This is a genomic window from Delftia deserti (genome assembly GCF_042653485.1).
Classification (GTDB): domain Bacteria; phylum Pseudomonadota; class Gammaproteobacteria; order Burkholderiales; family Burkholderiaceae_C; genus Comamonas; species Comamonas acidovorans.
The window spans coordinates 7091013-7111543 of the sequence record NZ_JBHSIH010000001.1; the positions used below are offsets into that span (position 1 = coordinate 7091013).

The 20531-nt window shown below is 58.5% G+C and carries 25 protein-coding genes and 1 pseudogene; 6 read left to right on the top strand and 20 right to left on the bottom strand.

Going from position 1 to position 20531, the window contains the following annotated elements; genetic code table 11:
• Nucleotide 1 precedes the first annotated feature (1 nt).
• Nucleotides 2-1123 (top strand): helix-turn-helix transcriptional regulator, encoded by a 1122-nt coding sequence (locus tag ACFPFG_RS33270; protein ID WP_380110140.1) that lies wholly within the window; start codon nt 2-4, stop codon nt 1121-1123.
• Between the two features lie 78 nt (nt 1124-1201).
• Here ACFPFG_RS33270 and ACFPFG_RS33275 read toward each other — a convergent pair whose 3' ends face one another.
• From ACFPFG_RS33275 to ACFPFG_RS33300, 6 genes are all read right to left on the bottom strand, one after another.
• A complete protein-coding gene (locus ACFPFG_RS33275; protein ID WP_380110142.1) occupies nt 1202-2686 on the bottom strand; it encodes a hypothetical protein in 1485 nt (494 codons plus the stop codon).
• 318 nt (nt 2687-3004) lie between these two features.
• Nucleotides 3005-3574 (bottom strand): flavin reductase family protein, encoded by a 570-nt coding sequence (locus ACFPFG_RS33280; RefSeq protein WP_380110145.1) that lies wholly within the window; start codon nt 3572-3574, stop codon nt 3005-3007.
• 37 nt (nt 3575-3611) lie between these two features.
• The gene (locus ACFPFG_RS33285) at nt 3612-4244 is read right to left on the bottom strand and encodes a Rossmann-fold NAD(P)-binding domain-containing protein (protein WP_312371685.1); all 633 of its coding nucleotides are present in this window, start codon (nt 4242-4244) and stop codon (nt 3612-3614) included.
• A 78-nt stretch (nt 4245-4322) separates the two neighbouring features.
• Nucleotides 4323-5423, bottom strand: a complete 1101-nt coding sequence (locus ACFPFG_RS33290; protein ID WP_197956183.1) for an alkene reductase — start codon at nt 5421-5423, stop codon at nt 4323-4325.
• 118 nt (nt 5424-5541) lie between these two features.
• Nucleotides 5542-6123 carry a TetR/AcrR family transcriptional regulator gene (locus ACFPFG_RS33295; protein WP_183021440.1) on the bottom strand — a complete coding sequence of 194 codons (582 nt, stop codon included), beginning with the start codon at nt 6121-6123 and terminating at the stop codon, nt 5542-5544.
• Between the two features lie 35 nt (nt 6124-6158).
• Nucleotides 6159-7118, bottom strand: a complete 960-nt coding sequence (locus tag ACFPFG_RS33300; RefSeq protein ID WP_312371679.1) for a LysR family transcriptional regulator — start codon at nt 7116-7118, stop codon at nt 6159-6161.
• 123 nt (nt 7119-7241) lie between these two features.
• Between ACFPFG_RS33300 and ACFPFG_RS33305 the strand changes: the two genes are divergently transcribed.
• The 5 genes from ACFPFG_RS33305 to ACFPFG_RS33325 all read left to right on the top strand — a co-directional run bounded on the left by ACFPFG_RS33305 (nt 7242) and on the right by ACFPFG_RS33325 (nt 12751).
• The gene (locus ACFPFG_RS33305; RefSeq protein WP_212645876.1) at nt 7242-8258 is read left to right on the top strand and encodes a Bug family tripartite tricarboxylate transporter substrate binding protein; all 1017 of its coding nucleotides are present in this window, start codon (nt 7242-7244) and stop codon (nt 8256-8258) included.
• Between the two features lie 4 nt (nt 8259-8262).
• The gene (locus tag ACFPFG_RS33310) at nt 8263-10179 is read left to right on the top strand and encodes an AMP-binding protein (RefSeq protein WP_380110148.1); all 1917 of its coding nucleotides are present in this window, start codon (nt 8263-8265) and stop codon (nt 10177-10179) included.
• Between the two features lie 194 nt (nt 10180-10373).
• A complete protein-coding gene (locus ACFPFG_RS33315; protein WP_197956186.1) occupies nt 10374-11102 on the top strand; it encodes a DUF4198 domain-containing protein in 729 nt (242 codons plus the stop codon).
• Between the two features lie 195 nt (nt 11103-11297).
• Complete coding sequence (gene modA / locus ACFPFG_RS33320; protein WP_380110150.1) at nt 11298-12050, top strand: molybdate ABC transporter substrate-binding protein; 753 nt, start codon at nt 11298-11300, stop codon at nt 12048-12050.
• A gap of 35 nt (nt 12051-12085) precedes the next feature.
• Nucleotides 12086-12751, top strand: a complete 666-nt coding sequence (locus ACFPFG_RS33325) for a molybdate ABC transporter permease subunit (protein WP_183021434.1) — start codon at nt 12086-12088, stop codon at nt 12749-12751.
• Between the two features lie 40 nt (nt 12752-12791).
• On the opposite strand, the gene ACFPFG_RS33330 is transcribed toward ACFPFG_RS33325, so the two are convergent.
• The 14 genes and pseudogenes from ACFPFG_RS33330 to ACFPFG_RS33395 all read right to left on the bottom strand — a co-directional run bounded on the left by ACFPFG_RS33330 (nt 12792) and on the right by ACFPFG_RS33395 (nt 20321).
• Nucleotides 12792-13505: a hypothetical protein gene (locus ACFPFG_RS33330; protein ID WP_183021433.1), complete on the bottom strand. Its 714-nt coding sequence runs from the start codon at nt 13503-13505 to the stop codon at nt 12792-12794.
• A gap of 307 nt (nt 13506-13812) precedes the next feature.
• Nucleotides 13813-14130 (bottom strand): DUF7716 domain-containing protein, encoded by a 318-nt coding sequence (locus ACFPFG_RS33335; protein ID WP_154834253.1) that lies wholly within the window; start codon nt 14128-14130, stop codon nt 13813-13815.
• 118 nt (nt 14131-14248) lie between these two features.
• Nucleotides 14249-14608 carry a hypothetical protein gene (locus tag ACFPFG_RS33340; protein ID WP_183021432.1) on the bottom strand — a complete coding sequence of 120 codons (360 nt, stop codon included), beginning with the start codon at nt 14606-14608 and terminating at the stop codon, nt 14249-14251.
• A 488-nt stretch (nt 14609-15096) separates the two neighbouring features.
• A complete protein-coding gene (locus tag ACFPFG_RS33345; RefSeq protein WP_374617757.1) occupies nt 15097-15756 on the bottom strand; it encodes a hypothetical protein in 660 nt (219 codons plus the stop codon).
• 340 nt (nt 15757-16096) lie between these two features.
• Nucleotides 16097-16564 (bottom strand): hypothetical protein, encoded by a 468-nt coding sequence (locus ACFPFG_RS33350; RefSeq protein WP_183021429.1) that lies wholly within the window; start codon nt 16562-16564, stop codon nt 16097-16099.
• A gap of 306 nt (nt 16565-16870) precedes the next feature.
• Entirely contained in the window at nt 16871-17023 is a 153-nt protein-coding gene (locus ACFPFG_RS33355; RefSeq protein WP_380110398.1) for a hypothetical protein, read from the bottom strand.
• Nucleotides 16950-17198, bottom strand: coding sequence for an RHS domain-containing protein (locus ACFPFG_RS33360; protein WP_380110154.1), 249 nt, complete (start codon nt 17196-17198; stop codon nt 16950-16952). Before ACFPFG_RS33360 ends, ACFPFG_RS33355 begins: the two co-directional genes overlap by 74 nt.
• A gap of 78 nt (nt 17199-17276) precedes the next feature.
• Nucleotides 17277-17645: a DUF7668 domain-containing protein gene (locus tag ACFPFG_RS33365; protein WP_380110155.1), complete on the bottom strand. Its 369-nt coding sequence runs from the start codon at nt 17643-17645 to the stop codon at nt 17277-17279.
• 161 nt (nt 17646-17806) lie between these two features.
• Nucleotides 17807-18058 (bottom strand): annotated as a pseudogene (locus ACFPFG_RS33370) (integrase core domain-containing protein); the annotation flags it as partial.
• 62 nt (nt 18059-18120) lie between these two features.
• Nucleotides 18121-18597 carry a hypothetical protein gene (locus ACFPFG_RS33375; RefSeq protein ID WP_380110158.1) on the bottom strand — a complete coding sequence of 159 codons (477 nt, stop codon included), beginning with the start codon at nt 18595-18597 and terminating at the stop codon, nt 18121-18123.
• Nucleotides 18598-18658: 61 nt separating this feature from the next.
• A complete protein-coding gene (locus tag ACFPFG_RS33380) occupies nt 18659-19120 on the bottom strand; it encodes a hypothetical protein (protein ID WP_380110160.1) in 462 nt (153 codons plus the stop codon).
• The gene (locus tag ACFPFG_RS33385) at nt 19059-19472 is read right to left on the bottom strand and encodes a hypothetical protein (RefSeq protein WP_380110162.1); all 414 of its coding nucleotides are present in this window, start codon (nt 19470-19472) and stop codon (nt 19059-19061) included. The genes ACFPFG_RS33380 and ACFPFG_RS33385 overlap by 62 nt, the downstream gene beginning before the upstream one ends.
• Nucleotides 19473-19501: 29 nt before the next feature.
• Nucleotides 19502-19975, bottom strand: a complete 474-nt coding sequence (locus tag ACFPFG_RS33390; RefSeq protein ID WP_380110382.1) for an RHS repeat domain-containing protein — start codon at nt 19973-19975, stop codon at nt 19502-19504.
• The gene (locus ACFPFG_RS33395; RefSeq protein ID WP_183021422.1) at nt 19962-20321 is read right to left on the bottom strand and encodes a hypothetical protein; all 360 of its coding nucleotides are present in this window, start codon (nt 20319-20321) and stop codon (nt 19962-19964) included. The genes ACFPFG_RS33390 and ACFPFG_RS33395 overlap by 14 nt, the downstream gene beginning before the upstream one ends.
• Nucleotides 20322-20531: the final 210 nt, after the last annotated feature.

Consider the following 20531-nt stretch of genomic DNA (forward strand, 5'->3'; position numbering starts at 1 on the left):
CATGCAACAACGCGTTGAAACCATCGCCGGTCAGCTGTATGAGGGGGTGCTCGCTCCCCAGGCTTGGAGCGAGGCGCTCGCGGGCATGTGTGCGCAATTGCAGGCGGGCGTCTTCCACTATTTCACGCTGAATGCTGGCGAGGCAGCCGTTCCGCAAAGCGCAAGCAATCTGGAAAGCTTCGGTTTGCATGACGGCTTGATGCATGAGTACGAGACACACTACGCGCATAACGACCTGCGGATGGAGACCGTGCAGCGGCTGCCCGTGGCCCAAGTGATGCTGGACCACGAGCACATAAGCGCCAGGCAGGCGTCACAGAACAGTGTCTATACGGATTGGCTGGTTCCGCTGGGACTGCGACATACCGCTGCTGCCAGCGTTCGCATGGAAGGCAATGCGCGTGATTTCATCAGCTTCATGCGTCCCAGGGATGCCGGGGCCTATGGTGCGCAGGACAAGGCATTCCTTGAGCATGTGATGCCGCACATCGAGCGGGCCAGCCGCCTGCGCGCGCGCATGGGCCAGCTATGCCGCCAGGCCGCATTCGGATTCGCGGCACTGGATGCGTTGGCGCAGGCACTGCTCGTCGTGGATTCCCGATGCCGGCTGCAGCATGCCAATCCGGCGGCAGAGCGCCTGCTCGCGACATTCGGCGCGTTGCAATGTGTGCACGGCGGGCTGCAATGCACATCGGGCGAGGCGCATGCGCGCTTGCAGAGATTGGTCTGCGCAGCTTGCGCCAATCCCGCAAAGGCGGCGGCCCTGGAGCTCCAAGGCAGCCAGCCAAGCCAGTCCCGGCTCATGCTGACCGCGTTGCCCCTGGCGGCCAGCCACGCGTTTGCCGCGCCATGGCAACAGCCCCTGGCCCTGATCTTTCTGACGTTGCCCGGCTCCATGGTCTTGCGGGATCAAGGCCTGGTGGGCGAGATGCTGGGCCTGTCACCCAGCGAGACCCGCCTTCTGTTGCTTCTGGCAGGCGGAAAGACCGTGAAGGACTATGCCCTGGTGGAAGGATGCAGTTGGCACACGGCGCGCACCCACATGAAGAACCTGATGCGCAAGACGGGTTGCCATCGGCAGGTGGAATTGGTGCAACTGCTGCGGGGGTGGGCAATTGCGTGACCAGTCTCCCTGCCCATCGCTCAGCGACTTGCGGGCTGGGTCATGGATTGGGCGCTGCATGGTCACGCATCCCTGGCCTCAGGGGTTGTATTGCAGGTTGTAGTACATCTCCCTGCCGTTGCGGTCAGCGTAGACGAGGAGGAACTCGGCATAGTTCGTCGCCGATGCGCCGTCCGGCCTGCCTCCAAAAGGTATGGTGGCCGAGGTGGCTCCTTTGGGCACGGCCACGGTCAGGTTGGGCGTGCGTACCGTGGGCAGGCCTGAGGCAGATCCCGCCGCAGCTCCCTGCCGGTAGGAACTGAGTACGGAAAGTGCCATGGGCATGCTGCCCGCTGGCGGTTGCGCAGCCGACCAGACAACCTGCGCGCTGCCGCCGCCGGCCTTGAAGGCTGCCACGATTTCGGCCTCGGAGGGCGAGATGGTGTTGAACTGGGGATAGGCATTGACAGGTATCTGCGCAAACGGATAAGACCCGTTCTTCAGCGTGACCTGGTAGGTGGCGATGGGTGTTTTGCCTTGCTGTCCGTTGACGGCTTTCCAGCCCTCGTCGGCATGGATGTCGAATCGCACCTGGGTTCCCGCTGCCAGGCCCAGGGCTGCGAAGCGGTTGTCCCCGTCCGCCATCGCGGCGGCGTCGAACCCGCTGCGCACGGTGGAGCCCCAATAGTCGTTGGCCACACCCAGTTGCGCGTTGGTGCAATCTGCCGTGACGGCATTGGCCACGTCGTTGTTGGCGTTCGATCGGCACTGCCGGAAGTTGTTGGTGTCCGCATAGCTGGCGTTGCCCCGCACGCCTTGCATTTCGGGTGCATCGCGCATGATGCGGGGCGACAGCAGCTTGAGCGAGTTGCGCGCGCTGCCTGCCTGCGCCGACGGCCAACTGACGATGGCATAAGTTGCCAGCCGAGCAGGATCGGTAATGCCAAACTGCACCTCTCGCCGCAATTGAAACGGATTGGCGGATGGTTGGCCGTCGGCCAGCTGGCGCATCACATTGGCGCGGTTGCGCGACACCAGTCCCACGCCTACCACGCGCTGATTGCCCAGGGCGCGCATCTCGGCTGCATTGCGGGGTGTGGAGCAGGTGCCGCTGCTGTTGCCTGCGATCAGTGTTTCGCGCTGGTCCCTTGTGCTGGTCCCGTCCGTGAATTTTTCGTCGTAGCTGATATCCACCTCATGCCGGGCGGAACCGTCGGCATTGGTGGTTTTGCGCTCCGCCAGGATTTGCAGATTTTCGAAGCTCCGCCCAATCTGGTAGGCATTGGAGGTCTGGATCTGGGCCTGGTTTTCATCCCAATTGGTGATCAGGCGCGCCTTGCTGCTGCCGTTGCCCAGGTAGCAGTCGTCGAGATGCGCAAAGCGCTCGGTGCCTTTGGCGGGCAACTGGGTGGCGGTCAAGGCCTGGCTGGCGTCCATGTACTTCTGCACCAACTCCTGTGTCGTTTGCGTTGGTGGTGCAACCGGTGGCGTCACTTCGTTGCCTCCGCCACCTCCGCAAGCCGCAAGCGCGAGCACGGCTCCGGCGATGAGGGTAGGGCGCAATATGGGGGTCTGCTTGATCATTGGGTATCTGCCTTTCAAACCATTGGGAATTGGCGGCGGACGGATCCGATGGCCTCCCGCGTCCGCCTAGGCAGAAGTCTTCCCAGTCGTGGTGCATCAGGCCATACCGCATTTGCGGGATGGCTTCAGTCCCCACCCATCTGTCGTAATACTTTTTGAAGGCCAGGTGCAGGGCAAACGGCGCTGTTTGTTCACCATGTGTTCATACATAAAGTACAGGGGGCTGGAAATGCAGTGGATTCAAAAATCGTAGGCATGAGTTGATCCGGCAGCGCCCGGTTTGCTGGCAAAGGGCTCAGGATAGACAGGATGAACCCTTTAAATCTTGAGCCCTTCCCCAATCGCATAGAACTGCCCGCCCGCCACATAGTGCAGGCTGCGCAAGGCCGGGTCCGCGTCCTCGAAGTGCCAGTGGCCGTCGCTGAACACGCGGGTGTCGGACCAGGCGCCGACGATCTCGCCGATGAACAGGTCGTAGGCCTGCTGGTTGTGGGGCTCGGGGATGAGTCGGCAGGCCAGCCAGCCGGCGCAGCCGTCCACGAAGGGCAGGTCGAACCCTTCCATGCCGAACAGTTGAACGCCGCTGGCGGCGAGCTTGTCTGCATTGGTGGACAGGCTGAGCGTGCCGACCTGGTGCGTGAGCTGCAACTGGGCGGCCGTGGGGATCTGGATCACGAACATGCCGCTTTGCTCGACCAGGGCGCGCGTGGCCGTGGCCTTGTCCAGCACCACGGTGAGCTTCGGGGGCGCAAAGTCCAGCGCGCAGCACCAGGCTGCCGACATGACGTTATCCACGCCGCCGTGGCGGGCCGAGACCAGGACGGTGGGGCCGTGGTTGATCAGCCGGTAGGACTTGGCGAGATCGACCGGAGCGATATGCGGATTCATGCGAGCTTCCTGAGAGGTTCTGTTCTGTGCGGCAGAGTCATTCGGCCAGCGCTCCGGAGCCCACGGCATGGACGCCGGGCCTGGCGTTGACCGCTGCCTCTAGCAAGGCCTGGGCAATGCGGTGCGCGGGGTTGAGCCGCCAGCGCCGGGGCAGCAGCGGGCCCAGGGCGCCAAGAACGCCGACCATGAGGCGCTCGCCCGGCCGGTGCTCGGTGCGCGGGCCGCTGATCAGGCCGGGGCGCACGAAGGTGAGGGAGGCAAAGCCTTGCGCCTGCAGGTTGTGCTCGAGTTCGCCCTTGACGCGGTTGTAGAAGATGCGCGAGCCGGCATCGGCGCCCATGGCCGAGTTCAGCACATAGGTGGGCGTGCCATGCTGCCACGCCAGGCGGGCGGCCAGCAGCGGATAGTCATGGTCCACGCGCCGAAACGCCGGCTGGCTGCCGGCTGTCTTGATGGTGGTGCCCAGGGTGCAGACCAGGGCGTCGGCGCGCCACCAGTCGGCTTCTTCGGGCAGGTGCTCGAAATCGACGATGGGGGCGAGCAGCCTGGGATGCTCCGGCAGCGCCCGGCGTACCGGGGCCACGACGCGGGTGATGCGGCTGTCGGCCAGGGCCTGTTGCAGCACCTGGCTGCCCACCAGCCCCGTGGCGCCCACGATCAGCAGTTGCATGGCTTGGTCTTTCGATGGGTCATTCGATGAGGACGCAGGTCAGCCAGTGTGCCGCAGATCGTGGGGCGGATGGCCGGCTCAGGCGGCCACTGGCCAGTCCGTGTAGCCCTGGGCGCCGCCGCCGTAGTAGGCCTCGTGCGGGGCCACGGCCAGTTCCTTGCCGTGGCGCAGGCGCGCCACCAGGTCGGGGTTGGCGATGAAGGGGCGGCCGATGGCCACGGCATCGACCAGGCCCTTGGCGCGGCGGTCCATGGCCAGTTCCAGGTCATAGCCGTTGTTGCCCATGTAGGCGCCGTCAAAGAGCTTGCGCAGCGCGTCCAGGTCCACGCCGGGCGGCAGTTCGCGCGAGCCGCCGGTGGCGCCTTCCACGAAGTGCAGGTAGGCCAGGCCAAAGCGGTTGAGCTGGGGGATGAGGTAGCCGTAGAGGGCCATGACATCGCTGTCCAGCGGCGTGTTGCCGGCGTTGGGCGTGACGGGTGACAGGCGGATGCCCACGCGGTCGGCTCCCCAGACCTTGGCCACGGTGTCGGTGACTTCCAGCGTCAGGCGGGCGCGGTTTTCGATGCTGCCGCCGTAGGCGTCGCTGCGGTGGTTGGTGGAGTCGCGCAGGAACTGGTCGAGCAGGTAGCCGTTGGCCGAGTGCACTTCCACGCCGTCAAAACCTGCGCGCTTGGCGCATTCGGCCGCATGGCGGTATTGCTCGACGATGCCGGGGATTTCGCCGGTTTCCAGGGCGCGGGGCATGGACACCTCGGCCACGCCGTTGGGCGTGAAGGTGACGCCTTCGGCCTTGATGGCAGACGGGGCGACAGGGGCCACGCCACCGGGCTGCAGGTCCACGTGCGAGTAGCGGCCCACGTGCCACAGCTGGGCCACGATCTTGCCGCCGGCCGCGTGCACGGCGTCGGTGACCTTCTTCCAGCCGGCGACCTGTTCCTCGGTCCAGATGCCGGGCGTGAGGTTGTAGCCCCGGCCCTGGGCGGAGATGTTGACGGCTTCGCTGATCAACAGGCCCGCGCTGGCGCGCTGGGCGTAGTAGGCGGCGTGCAGTTCGGTGGGCACGCCGTCGTCACCGGCACGGCTGCGGGTCAGCGGTGCCATGACGAAGCGGTTGGCCAGCGACAGGCCGCCCAGTTGGGTGGGGGAGAACAGATCGGTATGGAGGCTGTGGTCGGTCATGGTGTCTGAAGGTGGTGGTTGAAGGGGTAGGAGAAAACGGTGAGGCGGGTGAGATTGGTGGTTGAAGTTGACCAGTCGTCTACAAGCAAGGCAAATAAAAAGCGGCTGCCGGACCTGCTCAGGCCAGCAGCCGCCTGGTGGAAACAAGGGCGGCCGCAAAGGGCTCCTCATGCCGGCCCAGTTTGGACAGCAGGGAGGCGCCCAGCCACAGCTGGTACAGCGATTCGGCCAGCGCAGGCGCGTCCAGATCCGAGGTGATGGAGCCATCGGCCTGGCCGGCGCGCACGCAGTCGGTCAGCCGGGTGATGATGGAGTCGGTGCCGGTGCGCAGCACCGAGCGCATGTCGTCGGACAGGTCGCAGACCTCGGGGCCCAGCTTGACCACGAGGCACTGGCCTCCTGCATGGGCCGAGCACTGGTTCTGCGTCCACTGGCGAAAGTAGGTCATCAGCCGGGAGATGGCCGGATCGGGCGTTTCCATGAGCGCATCGATCTTGGCCAGGTACTCGTCGAAGTACTCCTGCAGCAGGGCCTGGCCGAACTCTTCCTTGGACTTGAAGTAATAGTAGAAGGAGCCCTTGGGCACGCCCGCAGCCGCGACGACCTCGGCCAGGCCGACGGCCGTATAGCCTTTCTGGGTCATCAACGCCTTGGCCACATCAAGGATGTGCTGGCGTGTTTCCTGTGCGGGTTTCTTCATGGGGTGAGAGTCTAGCGCAAAAACCGACCAGTCGTCTACAAACTTCGGCCTGGCGATTGCGACGCGTCTGGGGCATCGGGAAGATCCCCCGGTCTGATCACCCGCGCCAGCCCCATCCTGTCGCTCAGGAAATCGATCAGGGCGCGTGTGGCGGCGGACTGGAAGCGGTTGGGCATGTACAGCATGAACATGCGGCCCTGGTTGATGCGCAATTCGTAGTCCTGCATGGCCAGCACGACGCGGCCATCGTCCACCTCGCGGCGCACCATGTAGTCCGGCACCAGCCCCACGCCCAGTCCGGAGGTGATGCAGTCGCACAGAAAGGGGTAGCTGCGCGACATCAGCGTGGGCGTGATGTCCAGCTCCTGCAGCGGCTGGCCGTTTCTGGCGATCTGCAGGCACACCTTGCCGCTTTCGCCGCCCGAGGTGATGAGCGGTGCGCGCGTCAGCTCGGACGGGGTTTGCGGCAGGCGGTGCCTTTGCGCCCAGTCGCTGGAGGCGCACAGGCTGTAGCGCACCGGCCCCATGTCGCGCGCCACCAGCATGGGCGGCGGGTCGGACATGACGCGGATGGCGATGTCCACGCTGTCCTTGAGCAGGTTGTCTATGAAGTTCTCCAGGCGGATGTCCAGCACCACCTGCGGATGGGCGCGCTTGAACTCGATCAGCCACGGCGCCATGACCAGGTGGCCGTAGCCGGTGGGCACGCTCAGGCCGATCTTTCCCGAGATTTCATCCGTGCTGCTTTGCGCCAGCTCGCGCACCAGCTCGGTCTCGTTGAGGATGTTGCGGGCATGGCGGTAGATGCGCTGGCCGACCTCGGTGGCCTCCACGCCCTGGGGCGTTCTGCGCAGCAGCGATGCGCCCAGGGACTTCTCCAGCCGGGCCAGGTGGTAGCTCACGTTGGCCCGCGACATGTTCAAGAACTTTGCCGCCTGGCTCAGGTTTCCGTGCTCGATGATCTGGACAAGGATGTTGAATGCCAGGAGATCCATGCGTTGCAGTCCGAGGGGGTGTCAATATTCTTTGACATGATGTCAACCACCGCCACCATTGTCAAAGAGGGTGCGCTGGGCAGAATGGGCCAGCCAGAACAGATAGACATTCAAGGAGACAAGATGGCAGGCATCACAAAAAGACAGGCGTTGGCCAAGGGCATGGCGCTGGGCGCCATCGGCGTGGCTGCGTTCGCATCGCTGTGCGGCGCGGCGCAGGCCAATACCGATACCGGCGCCTGGCCCGACAGGCCGATTCGCCTGGTCGTTCCCTTCCCGCCGGGCGGACCCACCGATGGCGCGGCGCGCGTCTACGCCGAGGCGCTGGCGCGGCAGCTGGGCCAGCCCGTGGTGATAGAGAACAAGCCCGGCGCATCGGGCGCGGTGGCGGCAGGCCAGTTCCGCACGGCAGCGCCCGACGGCTACACGCTGATGATGATGGTCACGCCCACCATCATGGCGCCGCATTTCTTCAAGAACGTCAAGTTCCACCCGGCCACGGATTTCGCCCCGGTCACCAAGATCTATGACCTGCCCAATGTGATTGCGGTCAATGCGCAGTCGCTGCCCAAGGTGACCGACCTCAAATCGCTGTTCCAGTACGCCAAGGCCCAGCCCGCCACGCTGGACTACACCAGCTCCGGGGCGGGCAGCTCGGGCCACCTGAGCATGGAACTGATGAAATCCGCCAGGCTGCACACCATGCAACACGTGGCCTACAAGGGCAGCGCACCCGCCATGAACGACACGCTGGGCGGCGTGGTGCCGGTGATCTATGCGGACATGGTGTCTGCGCTGCCCCATATCCGCAGTGGCCGGCTGAGGGCGTTGGCGGTGGGAACGCCCCAGCGCGTGAAGGCGCTGGACGGCGTGCAGACCATGGCCGAGCAGGGCTTTGGCGGCTATGAGGCATCGTCCTGGGGCGGCCTGGTGGCACCCAGGGACACGCCGCGCGCCATCATCGACAAGCTCAGCGCCACCTCGCGCCAGCTGCTGGCCACCGACGAGGTGCGCGACCGCTTCGAGAAGATCGGCGTGACGGCCGCCTACCTCAACCCCCAGGACACCGAGGCCCTGATCCGCAGCGACTACACGCGCTGGGGCGAGGTGGTGCGCACCAACGGCCTGGGCGCGGAGTGAATCCATGGCCATGAGTCCTCTCCCTGCGCAATCCATGTTCCGGCCCCTGCGGGCCGTGCGTTCCCTGGCCGATGTGGAGTCCATCGAAAGCCGGCCCATGGCCGGGCTGATCACGGCGCAAACGGTCTACGACCTCTTTCGTAACTCCGCGCGTGAGCACGGCCAGGGCAGGGCCCTGAGCTTCCTGCCCCAGGCCGGCAGCGTTCATGACGCCCTGCACCTGAGCTATGCCGAACTGCTGGGCAGGATCCACCAGACGGCCAACGCCCTGCATGCGCTGGGCATGGGCGCCGACGACACGGTGGCCATCCTGCTGCCCGGCTGCATGGAGTACCACTTTGCGCTGTGGGGCGGCGAGGCGGCGGGCATCGTGCAGCCCATCAATCCGCTGCTGAGTGCCGAGAAGATCTCCGCCCTGATGCGGACCACGGGCGCGCGCTTTCTGATCGCCTGGGCGGACGAGGACGATGCCGGCATCCGCGAGAAAGTCACGGCGCTGGATGCGGACCTGGCGCATGTGCTCTGGGTCTCGCATGAAGGCCGGGTTCCCCAGGGGGATGGACAGCGCTGGCCCGCCAGCGATCTGCATGCCGCCCTGGCCGCCCAGCCCTCCGACCGGCTGGTGAGCGGGCACCAGCCCCAGGCCGGCGACGTGGCGGCCTACTTCCATACCGGGGGCACCACGGGCGCGCCCAAGATCGCCGTGCAGACGCATGGCGCCCAGGTCTACACCGCCTGGGCGAGCGTGCAGATGCAGGGCCTGAACACGGCCGACCGCACCATCAACGGCTACCCGCTGTTCCATGTGGCCGGCGTGCTGCCGGGCTCGCTGGCCTGCTTCTCGGCCGGGGCCCACGTCATCATTCCGACCACGGGGCTGTTCCGCAACAAGGCCGTGATTGCCGGCTTCTGGCGCATGGTGGCGCAGTGGAGGCCCACGCTGATGTCGGCCGTGCCCACGGTGCTGGCCGCGCTGGTGGAGGTGCCGCTGCAGGGGGCCGATGTGTCCTCCATCCGCTACTTCCGCACGGGCGCCGCGCCGCTGTCACCCGAGGTGGCGGCGCGCTTCAAGGCGCACAGCGGCTTCCATGTGCACGAGAGCCTGGGCATGACCGAGATGACGGGCATCTCCACCATCACGCCGCCCGGCCTGCACGCGGCGGCCGGCCATGTGGGCCTGCGCCTGCCGTTTGCGCGGCTGGCCGTGCGCCGCATGGGGCCGGACGGCAGGCCATCGGACCAGGAAGCGGCGGCCGGCGAAACCGGCATGGTGGTGTTCCAGTCGCCCAACCTGTTTTCCGGCTACCTGGGCGGCATTGAGCCGTCCAGCTACCTCACCGATGACGGCTGGCTGATCACGGGCGACCTGGGCTCGGTGGGCGCCGATGGCCTGCTGCGGCTGCGTGGGCGCTCCAAGGACGTCATCATCCGCAGCGGCCACAACATCGATCCGCAGGTGATAGAGCAGGCGCTGGAGCGCCATCCCGCCGTCAAGGCCTGCGCCGCCGTGGGCGCACCCGATGCCTATGCGGGCGAGGTGCCTGTGGCCTTTGCCGCGCTCCACCCCGGCGCCCGGGCCGATGAAACCGAACTGCTGGCCTTCGCCGCAGCCGGCGTGGACGAAGCGCCTGCGCGCCCGCGCTATGTGCGCATCATCGATGCGCTGCCCACCACCAACGTGGGCAAGGTCTACAAGCCGCGCCTGCGCAGCATGGCTGCGGAAATCTATGCCCGCACCCTGGTGGCCCAGGCGCATGAGCGCATGGGCCTGCCGCTGCCGCCCGCCGATAGCACCACGCATGCGGAAGGCGAGGGCTTTGTGCTGCGCCCGGCCAGGGCGGCTGACCGGAGCCCTTGGGAGCAGGCCGCCGAGGCGCTGGCCTTCACGGGCGAGCCGGTGCGCATCGAGGATGCCGCCTGAGCGCTGGGCCGGACCCGATTGCAGCCACCTGGTGAACTGCGCCGGGGCGGTGTGCAATGCGCATAGAATGCAAACCATTCGCATTCAATAATCAATGCGGCGACATGCGGCCGCACCCCACTCCCCAAGCACCTTCATGCCGTCGGCCCGTTGTGGCGCCGATGGCTGTTTTTTTGTCCTTTGAGGAAGCTGCAATGAAGAAACACTGGATTCTTGTCTCCGCACTCCTGGCCGCCAGCGGCGCCAGCCAGGCCCACCAGATCTGGCTGGAACAGCCGGCCGGCGAAACCGCCGTGATCCGCTTTGGCGAGTTTGGCGACAACCTGCGCGAGACATCGCCGGGCCTGCTCGACAAATTCGGCAAGCCCGTGGCCACCCTGGTGTCTGCCCAGGGCGAGAAGGCGGCCGATGGCCGCAAGACCGGCACCGGCTTTGCGCTGCCCTTCAAGGCCGGCCAGGGCGACAGCATCGTGGCCGAGGATGCCGGCTACCCGCTGTACACCAGCAAGAAGGGCGAGCAGGAACTGCGCAACTGGTACCACCCGGCTGCGCGCCTGATCACCGGCTTTGCCGCCCAGGCCCCGCGCCTGACTCTGGATGTCGTGCCCTCGGGCAAGGCCGGCGAGTTCAAGGTCATCTACAAGGGCCAGCCCCTGCCCAAGGCCAAGGTGGTTCTGACCGTGCAATCGGGCTGGAGCAAGGAAGCCCATGCCGACGAGCAGGGCCTGGTGCAGTTCGACATGCCCTGGAAGGGCACCTACGTGGCCGAAGCCACGCACGACGAGCGCAGCGGCGGCGAGCGCATCGGCCCAAACGGCGCAGAAAAATACGACGGCGTGCACTACGTGACCTCGGTCACCTACGTCAAGCCCGAAGGCGTGGCGCCCATCGCTGCCGGCCCTGCGGCCAAGCCCAACAAGTAAGCGCTGCGGCCAGACACCTTGGCCGAAGACGCAGGCAGCCATGCCTGGCGACCTCCATGTGTCATGCATGGAGGCTTTTTTACGGGCGTTGCAGCAGGCACGCAGGGGTGGATGCGTTGATTCGTCGTATACGATTGAACATTTCGTAGAGAGAGGGGCGCAGGCTTCAACGCCGTGTTCCAAGAGGAGGAATCCATGTTCAAACGCATACTGTCCCGCGGCCTGGCGCCGCTCCTGGCGCCGCTCCTGGCGCTGTTGTTGGCTGGCTCGGCCAGCCTGGCCCATGCCGATGAGGGCCTGCTGCTGGCCGCTGGCGCCGGCTACCGCAAGCCCGTGCTGGAACTGCTGCAGGCCTTCAGCCAGGCCACGGGCATTCGCGCCGAGGCCAGCTTCGGCAACATGAAGCAGATCGAGACCCAGGCCCGCCAGAACCCCGAGATCGCCGTGCTGATCGGCGACCGCGCCTTTGTCGAGCCCATGCAACTGGCCGAGCGCTACATCACCCTTGGCCAGGGCCAGCTGGTGCTGGTCGCCGCGCGCGGCCGGCGCCTGGAGAGCGTGCAGGACCTTGCCAGGCCCGAATTCAAGCGCATTGCCATCGCCGACCGCAGCAAGGCCGTGTACGGCAACGCGGCGCGTATCTGCCTGGAGCGCCTGGGCCTGGCGCAGACGCTGGGCGAACGCCTGGTCGAAGTGGCCACGGTGCCCCAGGTCAGCGCCTATGTGACCACCGGCGAGGTGGACGCAGGTTTTGTCAACAAGACCGAGGCCCTGGCCCTGAAAGACCGCGTGGGCGCCAGCGTGCCGGTGGCGGCCAGCTGCCATCCGCCCATCGAACTGAGCCTGGCCGTGCTCAAGGGCCGCGCCGCTTCGCCGCAACTGCAGGCGCTGCTGGACTTCATCGCCACGCCGCAGGCCCGCCAGGTGCTGGAGCGGCACGGCCTTTGATGGGCCACCCATTCCCTGCTGGCAGCTGACAATCCATGGCCACCTCCGTCTGCGCCCAGGCGCCACTGGCCCTGACCGCCCAGGTCATCGCCTGGAGCCTGCTGCTGCAATTGCTGGTAGGTGCAGGCATGGGCTGGCTGCTGGCGCGGCGCCGGTTTGCGGGGCGCCAGCTGGTCGACGCGCTGGTCAGCCTGCCGCTGGTGTTTCCGCCCATCGTGCTCGGCTACGGCCTGCTGGTGCTGCTGGGCCGGCAGGGGCTGCTCACCCAGCTGCTGCCCGATGTGCTGCGGCCCGACATCGTTTTTTCGCAAACGGGCCTGGTCATTGCGGCTTTCATTGCCGGGTTGCCGCTCATGGTCAAGCCCACGCAGGCCGCCTTTGCCGGCACCTCGCCACGCTTGCTGGAGGCGGCGGCCATGCTGGGGCACCGCCCCTGGTCGGTGTTCTGGCGCATCGAGCTGCCGCTGGCCCGGCGCGGCATTGCGGCCGGCCTGATCCTGTCGGGGGGCCGTGCGCTGGGCGAGGTCGGCCTGTCGCTCATGCTGGGCGGCAACATCATCGGCCGGACGGAAACCCTGTCACTGGCCATCTACAACAACGTGCTGGATGGCAATCTGGCCTGCGCCAATCAACTCTCTCTGATGCTGGGCGTGCTGGCCATGGCGGCCTTCATGGTGCTCAGGCGGTTTGGCGCGCTGTGAGCAGCGGGCAGGGCCGGGCAGGGCGCAAGCTGGAAAGGACTCAGGGCAGGAACGGCGAAGACAGCAGCCGCAAGCCGATGGAAAACCACCGCTCCTGCGTGCTGCTGCCTGCGCGATTGCCGTAGGTGGCATCGATCTGCACATGTCCAGGCACCAGCCAGTAGCGCAGGCCCATCTGGTAGAAGGGCTTGCCCTGGTTCTGGCCGAATGTCTCGGCAATCAGCCAGGTGCTCTGGCTCAATTGGGCCTCGGTTGCCAGGCCCCACGTCATGAGGTTGCGATGTGTCTGCGCCGTGCGCAGCCAGCCCACGTTGGTGTGGAAGAACAGCCGGTCATCGCGCAGCGAGAACGTGACGGGCACATAGGCGTACAGATCTCCCCGGCCCTGGCCCTCGTCATTCGGATGCCGGGCATTGCCCACGGCCAGGCCCCAGCCCCAGCCATTGGGCTGCAGTTCCTTGAACAGGGTCTTGCCCTGGATCACCACGTCCGTGGTCCGGCTGCTGCCGTCCTCGCGCGTGCGTGCCGCGCCCAGCGTCAGCTCCAGATTGCCCGTGAAATTGCAGGCCGGCTGCGCCCAGAATTCCGTGCTGTCCTTCCTGGACTTGACCCAACTTTCCAGCTGGCAGGACTTGGCATCGACGATGCGGGCATCGTCCGTGATCATGGGGCGAGCCGAGTGGGCCGGGCTGGTGCCGAGACAGGCTGCCAGGCCCAGGGCTGCTGCCGTCCAAAGGGAGTGGGAATTGCGCATGGCCCGCCATCCTAAAGCCGAAAAATGACGCCACCAGAACATTGCTGTGCCAGGAGCGCCACAACAACGGCTGTGCACGGATTGGCCCATATGGCCCTGTCCATCGCCAAACTGGGTCAGGCACACATCCCCGGACGGATCGCGCTGGGGAACCACGTCCCCGCACACATACAGCCGCTCCGTGCCCGCCTTCGCAACGTACTTCCACTCATGGTCCCAAGGCAGGCGATAGCCCGTGGCGGCCAGAAAGCGCTGCGCTTCCTCTTGCTGCCATCACTTGTCATTCCTTGGGGTTTTTTGATCATTGTCACATAACGATAAATGCATCATGCTTTTTATAAAAACGTATCGCATTTATATAGTCAACGATGGTGGGGAATTCCACTTGCTGTTCCAGATTTTCGATTATATCCTCCACATCTTCTTTTGAAAGATAGGGGGAAAATCCTGCCCTGAAAAATAATTCTCTAACTTGTAATTCATCCTGGGGACTCTGATTTAAATCCGCGCTATAGAAAAATACCTTGGCATCATCTTCTATATCGATATCAGTCTTTGCGTATAGCCATCCTTCATTAATGGAAATTTCCTCAATGACTTTCTTGAGATTGATGAGATTTTTCATGGATGAATAATGAGTTTATTAATGAGGGGTGCTGTCATCTTGCTCATGAAAATCAAATTTGGAATAATGCGATCGCAAAAGTATGCGGGACATTTTCCTGTGTTGTACGATTGAATATCTATAATACCTTCAAGTCATAAAGAAATACAGTGGATTCACCAGTGCATGCCGATGTTTTTATTCTGAATACAGCAGTTAAATCAGATGGCTCTCCATCAATCCAGAGATCAATGTCTGAAAGCTTGTCAAATAGCCCCAATCCTTCCCGTGTTTCCATTTCTGCCACACTTGATTCTGGAGGCATCGTGTACCTCTGCCTCTTGTGCTTTGGGTTGGAAATGTAGTTTTCTAAGACACGTGAAATTTCGAATGAGTTATCTTCGTCCAAAATTTGCTTGTTTTGGGTAATTTGATGATTGCAGATGATCTTCAATAGATCCATGATCTGTATTTTTGCATTTGGAATATCTTTGACCATTGACATAGATTCCGTGACAACACTTCAAATAGCAAAACGTCATTGATGTCGATAGTTATGTCGCATAGACAACAAAATCTCCACTTCTCCAGTTATTACCACCAGTCCAGGCACAGGGATGGCCTTGTCGATGATATACGCTGAGCATTTTTTCAAAATAAGAATGTGAATCCTGCACTAGCAGTCTTGCTTCTGCACACAGCATAGGATCTTCATATATGGACTCGGAAAGATCCATGATTTCTTGAGGATCAAGAAGGGTGCTGATCTTGTGCTTGGAAAAATACTCAACAAGACAATCGAAGTAATTAATGTGCCGCATAGCTCAATGAGTTTGCTTCTTCTTTCGTCGAAAGGTGGTGATTCTATTTTTTCTATGGGGTGTTGGTTTCTTCAAATCCTGTGCATATTTTCAAAAGAAATTTTAGACGAGCCAATGCTCATATCGATACTCTACTTTAATCAAATAGCCAGCGAAAATTGAATTTTCATACCGGATCATAAAATCCAACGGGTTTGTATAGCTCACTCATATGCGATTGCATGCTTGCGTTTATATCACTTATGGGTATGTATTTCACACATCGTATGCCATGATCTTCGAATATCTTTTTTGCCTTCTCTGAACAAATTAGACTTGCCTGGCTGGACGAGATATTCACAATGTCGAAAATGTCAAAATCCAAGTCCTCCTTGAAATGGAGGCTTTCATATTCAACGCCTCTTGGGGATATTTGTTTGCTCTTTGAAATATCCAAGCAGTTTTCGGCTTTGAACTTCTTTGGTATTGCAATAAAAACATCCCTGGTATTTCTAGCAATACCTTTGCTATCGACGCAATCAACACGCTTGATTTCGGAAAAATTATGTTTGATTTCTGGAAGACATCTTGCGAATCCAGCACTTATGACATAAAAGTAATCTGCACCCTTGCGAACATCATAGTTATATTCATTTTTCTCCATCAAAATAAGTTTCTCAGGAAGCGATGGTAGTGTTCCTCCGTATCTTTTGGGGCCGGCATACCAGGGGTTATAACCATAGTCCGCTTTTACCTCTTCAAAATCTTTAGCAAGTACGGAATGATAAAATCCAGCAGGACATCCAAACTCCTCGTTGATGGCCATGATGTAATATTCTTTATTCATCCAAATATTTCCTATAAGTGGCTAATATCACTTTGTTGAGTTGCTCCAGTTCGTTCAGCGACCAGAACGTCAGGTATAGGTCGCCAAAATTTCCTGCGCCTTCATTGGACCGGCGCATCCAATTCGCGTTCATCTGCCTCAGAGGATTTTCTGCCGATGGATGAAATTTATTCCAGTATAAATAAGCCAAACTCTTGGTCGGCGAATTTTGCTTCGGTTTCTCCAAAATACTGAATGTCTTCCAATTTAAAAGGCGTGCTCATCTTCTGTTAGATCCAGCTCATGCAATATATGGTGATTATTGTTCTTCAAGAGTTTTCATCCCTTGGAACAGGAGGGCCTATTTGAGGCTGAGATTGTTTTCGTCAAATTTGTTCATCTTCCTTATTCTTATTGTTTCTATGCCTTTCCATTTATTTTTATAGAATAGAATAACTATATAGGTTTCTTTTTGATATATTTGGACAAGGTCTTCCTTGTTTTTGCTGACCGATTTACCCAATTTTTCTTCGACTTGGCTCTTATCCATTGTGAAGTCGAGCTTGAATGGTATTTCTTCTTCGAAGCCTTTGTTGATGTCGATGGATTCAAAAGTGAACCCGCCATCCCCAATGGGTTGAGAAAGATATTTCTCCTTGTATGAATCCGTGGGATCAAATTCCATGGAAATCAATTTGTCCTTGGTTTTTATTCTTGTTGTGAAATCTCCTTTTGGTAATTTATTTATGCCATTTTCTAGAAGAAAATACTTAAAACTATCGCTTGTAGAAGTATGGCCCAAGAGTGATAGCAATTTTTCGATGTTCATTGTGATTGCTTATGTTGATGGTAGTTTTGGTTTGACGGCTCTATGAGATAGAACCATGTCTTCCACGTATTTATCAAAATCAAGACTATTTAACTCTTGAAAACGATTGCATGTACTCATCAAAGGCATCGTCGATTTTTTACCGGAATCCTTGTGATTCGTGGGATTGACTTTATCTTTTCCACCCCCTTGGTCATCTGCTTTCTCCGCTACAGCGCCTTTAGCATGTGGGGCTGCTTTTATGAACCAGTTTCTGCTGCTTCACGCCAAACTTCTTTCCTGGGCTTCTGTGGTCGCCGCTGCTGTCTACTTTCCATACTTGGTCCCGGTGGCCACCATGCCGGCCCTCAAGATCATGACTGCTGCATTCAAGGCTGTGTTGACTTTATCGCCCTTGGCAAGATAGATCAACGCGCTGGCGCCGCCGGCAATTTCGCCAACGCCGGGGATGAGGCCCACGACATACAGACCTGTGCGCACAATGTCGCTGCCCCAGCGCTGCCACCTTGTAGTCCGCAGCCCACGCCACCTTGCCCTGTGCGTCGGCCAGCTCCAGCGGCGTGCCGATCTGGTCGCATTGGCACCAGTAGGTGCTGGGTTCTTCGCCCGCGTCCTGAATGTTGGCCGGTGGCACAAAACTTCCCGGCTCATGGGCTTCCCTGGAAGGGCCGACTGGCGAGAATGCGGCCGGTGGGGCGTATATCCGGACGTGTTATGGAGTTTTTAGATCATAAAGATAAACTGCTTGAGCATTGGACTTCGGATTTCTTCTTACGCAAAAGGTCGCCACGGCGTCACTTTCTTCGCCGTTGCTCCATAGAAATACATCGATGGCGTATTTATCATTTGGATCTTCTGGAAGATCAAATATGTATGATTTCTGCAATGCATCGTCGGGTGGCATTGTAATTAATCTTCCGCGAAAGATGTCACGAGAACGCTCAGTATATTCCTGTGGCGATGCATTGCCTAGCAGTTTTTCTGTATGCAATAGGTCGTAATTTTCATTGGCCATTTCTTTTATTATTGATTTTATACTAGAAATGATTTTAGGATTATTTTCCAAGTATGATTCAGTCATTTCCTGTTTGCTACAGTTGGATGTTCAGTCCCACAGTGAGATGGTGCTGATGAAGTCTAAAGCGGCCTGGATCTTTCTCCCATGCCTCGCAAATCGCTCGAAATGGCGTCTTCCACCTGTGCGCCTTCGAGTGCTTGCCGAAGTTGTAGCCTTGAACGAATGTCCAGCGACAGATGCCCTTGCTTGCGTAACGCAATCGCCAGGTGTTCTTGCTCCTGGGAAAGATGCTGGCTTGCTCTGTCCCGAGGACCCATGGGCTCATCGAGCACCGAGGTGCGCGCGCGCCACTTGGCCACAGTCTTGGGGTTGATGCCGTAGAGCTGGGCCAAGGACCGATGGGAGCCGGTCGCTAGCTGGAACTCTGCGCGGATACGCGGCGTTGTGCGGGCGCTGCCATGCAGGCGGATTGCCATAGTGCTTTCTCCTGTTCCAGGCTGAAGAATGCACCATGACTTCCTGGGACCGTACATCTCAATCAGGGGCAAAGTCCATGTTTTCTTTTGACATTTGTAGGAACACCAAGCTGAAAGAATTCCAATTTATCCTCTTCAAAAGCGACTGTCCATACAATACTGTCAAGAAAATAGTTATCAATCTCCGGCATTCTGCGCTTGAGCTGTCCCAGTTTTTTCTCTATAGCATTTCTGCTGTCATTTGCGCTTAAACCATAAGGTAAAGGTCCGGTGTAAATTCCATTCCTCCCGGCATCTCCAGATATTCGAATTTCAAGTTGGCTAAATATGAAAGCACCTTCGCTTTTGGGTGCTATCCCAGTTCCTTTTGCATCTATTTCAAATGACATTGAAAGACCTTGTCCTTTTATGGGGATAAGCGTTTCCAATGACCGGCCTATTTTCGGTCGACTCTTAATGCCATTTTTGGTTAAAAATTCGTCGAGCGGCTCATGCGTGCTGCTATGGCCTAAAAAAAACATCAGTTCTGTTGCATTCATTTCTTTGCCTTTGTTACGTTGGTGCTGGCGTTCTTAATATGTTGATCCCAATCCAGGTTTCTCAACTCTTGCGCAGCTTTGCCATAGGTATTCTTGCATCCGTGATCCTCATTTTCCATAACCATTGGAGATGGCATCTGTATCCGTTTTGCAGCTTCATTGAGATTTTCTGTAACTTGACTCCGGTAACCGCCATCCCAGCGCCCGGGACCATGGCTGCCTCGCTCAAGGCTGCGTTGACTTTATCGCCCTCGGCAAGATAAATCAAAGCGTTGGCGCCGTCGGCAATTTCGCCTACGCAAGGCAATTGAACCGACGTCCCAGGCAGACGTTGGGGTTCAGAACGCCTGCTGAAATGTTTGATGAAGGTGTTGCGTTGACAGGTTGAATCCACCGCCGCTGCCGGTCCGAGTTTGTAAGGATTAATTTGATTTTTGAGCATGCCTAACAAACTTGCACATTCACCTAATTCTAAGAAAATATCCTTTATCAAAAAAATCACGATTAAAATTATTTCTTGCATCGTCAATATTTATTGAAAACTCTTTCGCATTTAAATTAATGGTCGATTGATTGTTAAAGATGAATTTTGCGATATTTGGGATAATGCAATCATTGGATAATCTATTTTCAATAAAATTGAACAATATTTTTATATTATCTTCGCGCTCACTATTTTTTTGAAAAAATTCGTTGCAACTTTGATGCGACTTATCTGAAATTATTGCCGCATTAAAACTGCGTCCGTTAATGGTTGCACGAATACTGCCGGCAAATATTGTTTCAGGTATCCGAAATAATCCAACTTCAGTAAATTCCTTGTAATTTTTAGATTCTTGATTTTTCTCTTCAAAATACAATAAAAATGATGACATAATTATTTAGGATGAATTGTGTGAATCGCCTACGGTTTCTTCATGATTATTCGGATGAACATGTGGTAGACGACCTTCTGTACTGCCTGTTTTTTGTTAGGGTGGGCGGGATGCTCCATAGGCGCACCACAAGCACACCTTTTCGCAAGACTGATTACCTCACTGCGGCTATCTGCATATACATTTTGTCCTCGCTGTATCCCGATAGCATCTTGACTAACAAATCGCCCCACCACCGGATCGTAATACCGAAGTCGGTTGTAGTGCAGCCCTGTCTCTTCACCAAGCTGCTGCCCCTGTAACCGGAAGGGCTGCTCAATCGGCGGCGGTGGAGGTGGTGCAACAGGCTTGGAACCCCAGGCCCGCGCGCTGACGGGCCGATCATCAGTGCCTGTCCGCAACACGCTGCGCATGACCGCCTCACCCCAGACCTTGCAGTCCGCAGCCCAGGCTACCTGGCCTTGCTCGTCGGTCAGCTCCAGCGGGGATCTATTCCATTGAATTTATGAATTTGCTGTATTTTTTTATCCAGCCATTATTGCCATAAATTTCGCCAGTTAAGCCGTCACTTATTTCTGATATATCTTCAACTCCTTGATAGCTTATGCCAATAACTTCTTGCTCTGCCATTCGTAGAATTCTGAATAAAGCGGAATCAACTGCGAAAGCGACTAGGAAATCAAAATGAAATTTCTGATTTCCTGAAAGTGATGCATAAAACTCTTGCAACCTCTTTGCTTCATCTGTTGTGTATTTCCCGTTTGCACAGTCGGTGACTCTTTCTATAGATGAGTCTCTAACTGTGTGGATAATGTCTTCGCCAAATTTATCTAGTGTTGAATCTTGCATATTATTTATTCCAAGGAATTCTGCTCGATGTAGTAGCTCATAGACCTCTAGAGCGGGTTATGCACTTTGAGAAATTTTCTTTTACGACGAGCAATTACCTGTGTTTTGAGAAAATGAGTATGAAAAATTCTTCGATGGAATTAACAGCTTGCATGTAGGCTCGTAACATGCGCTAAAGATTTAAGATTATTGCAAGCTCGCGCTCTGGTG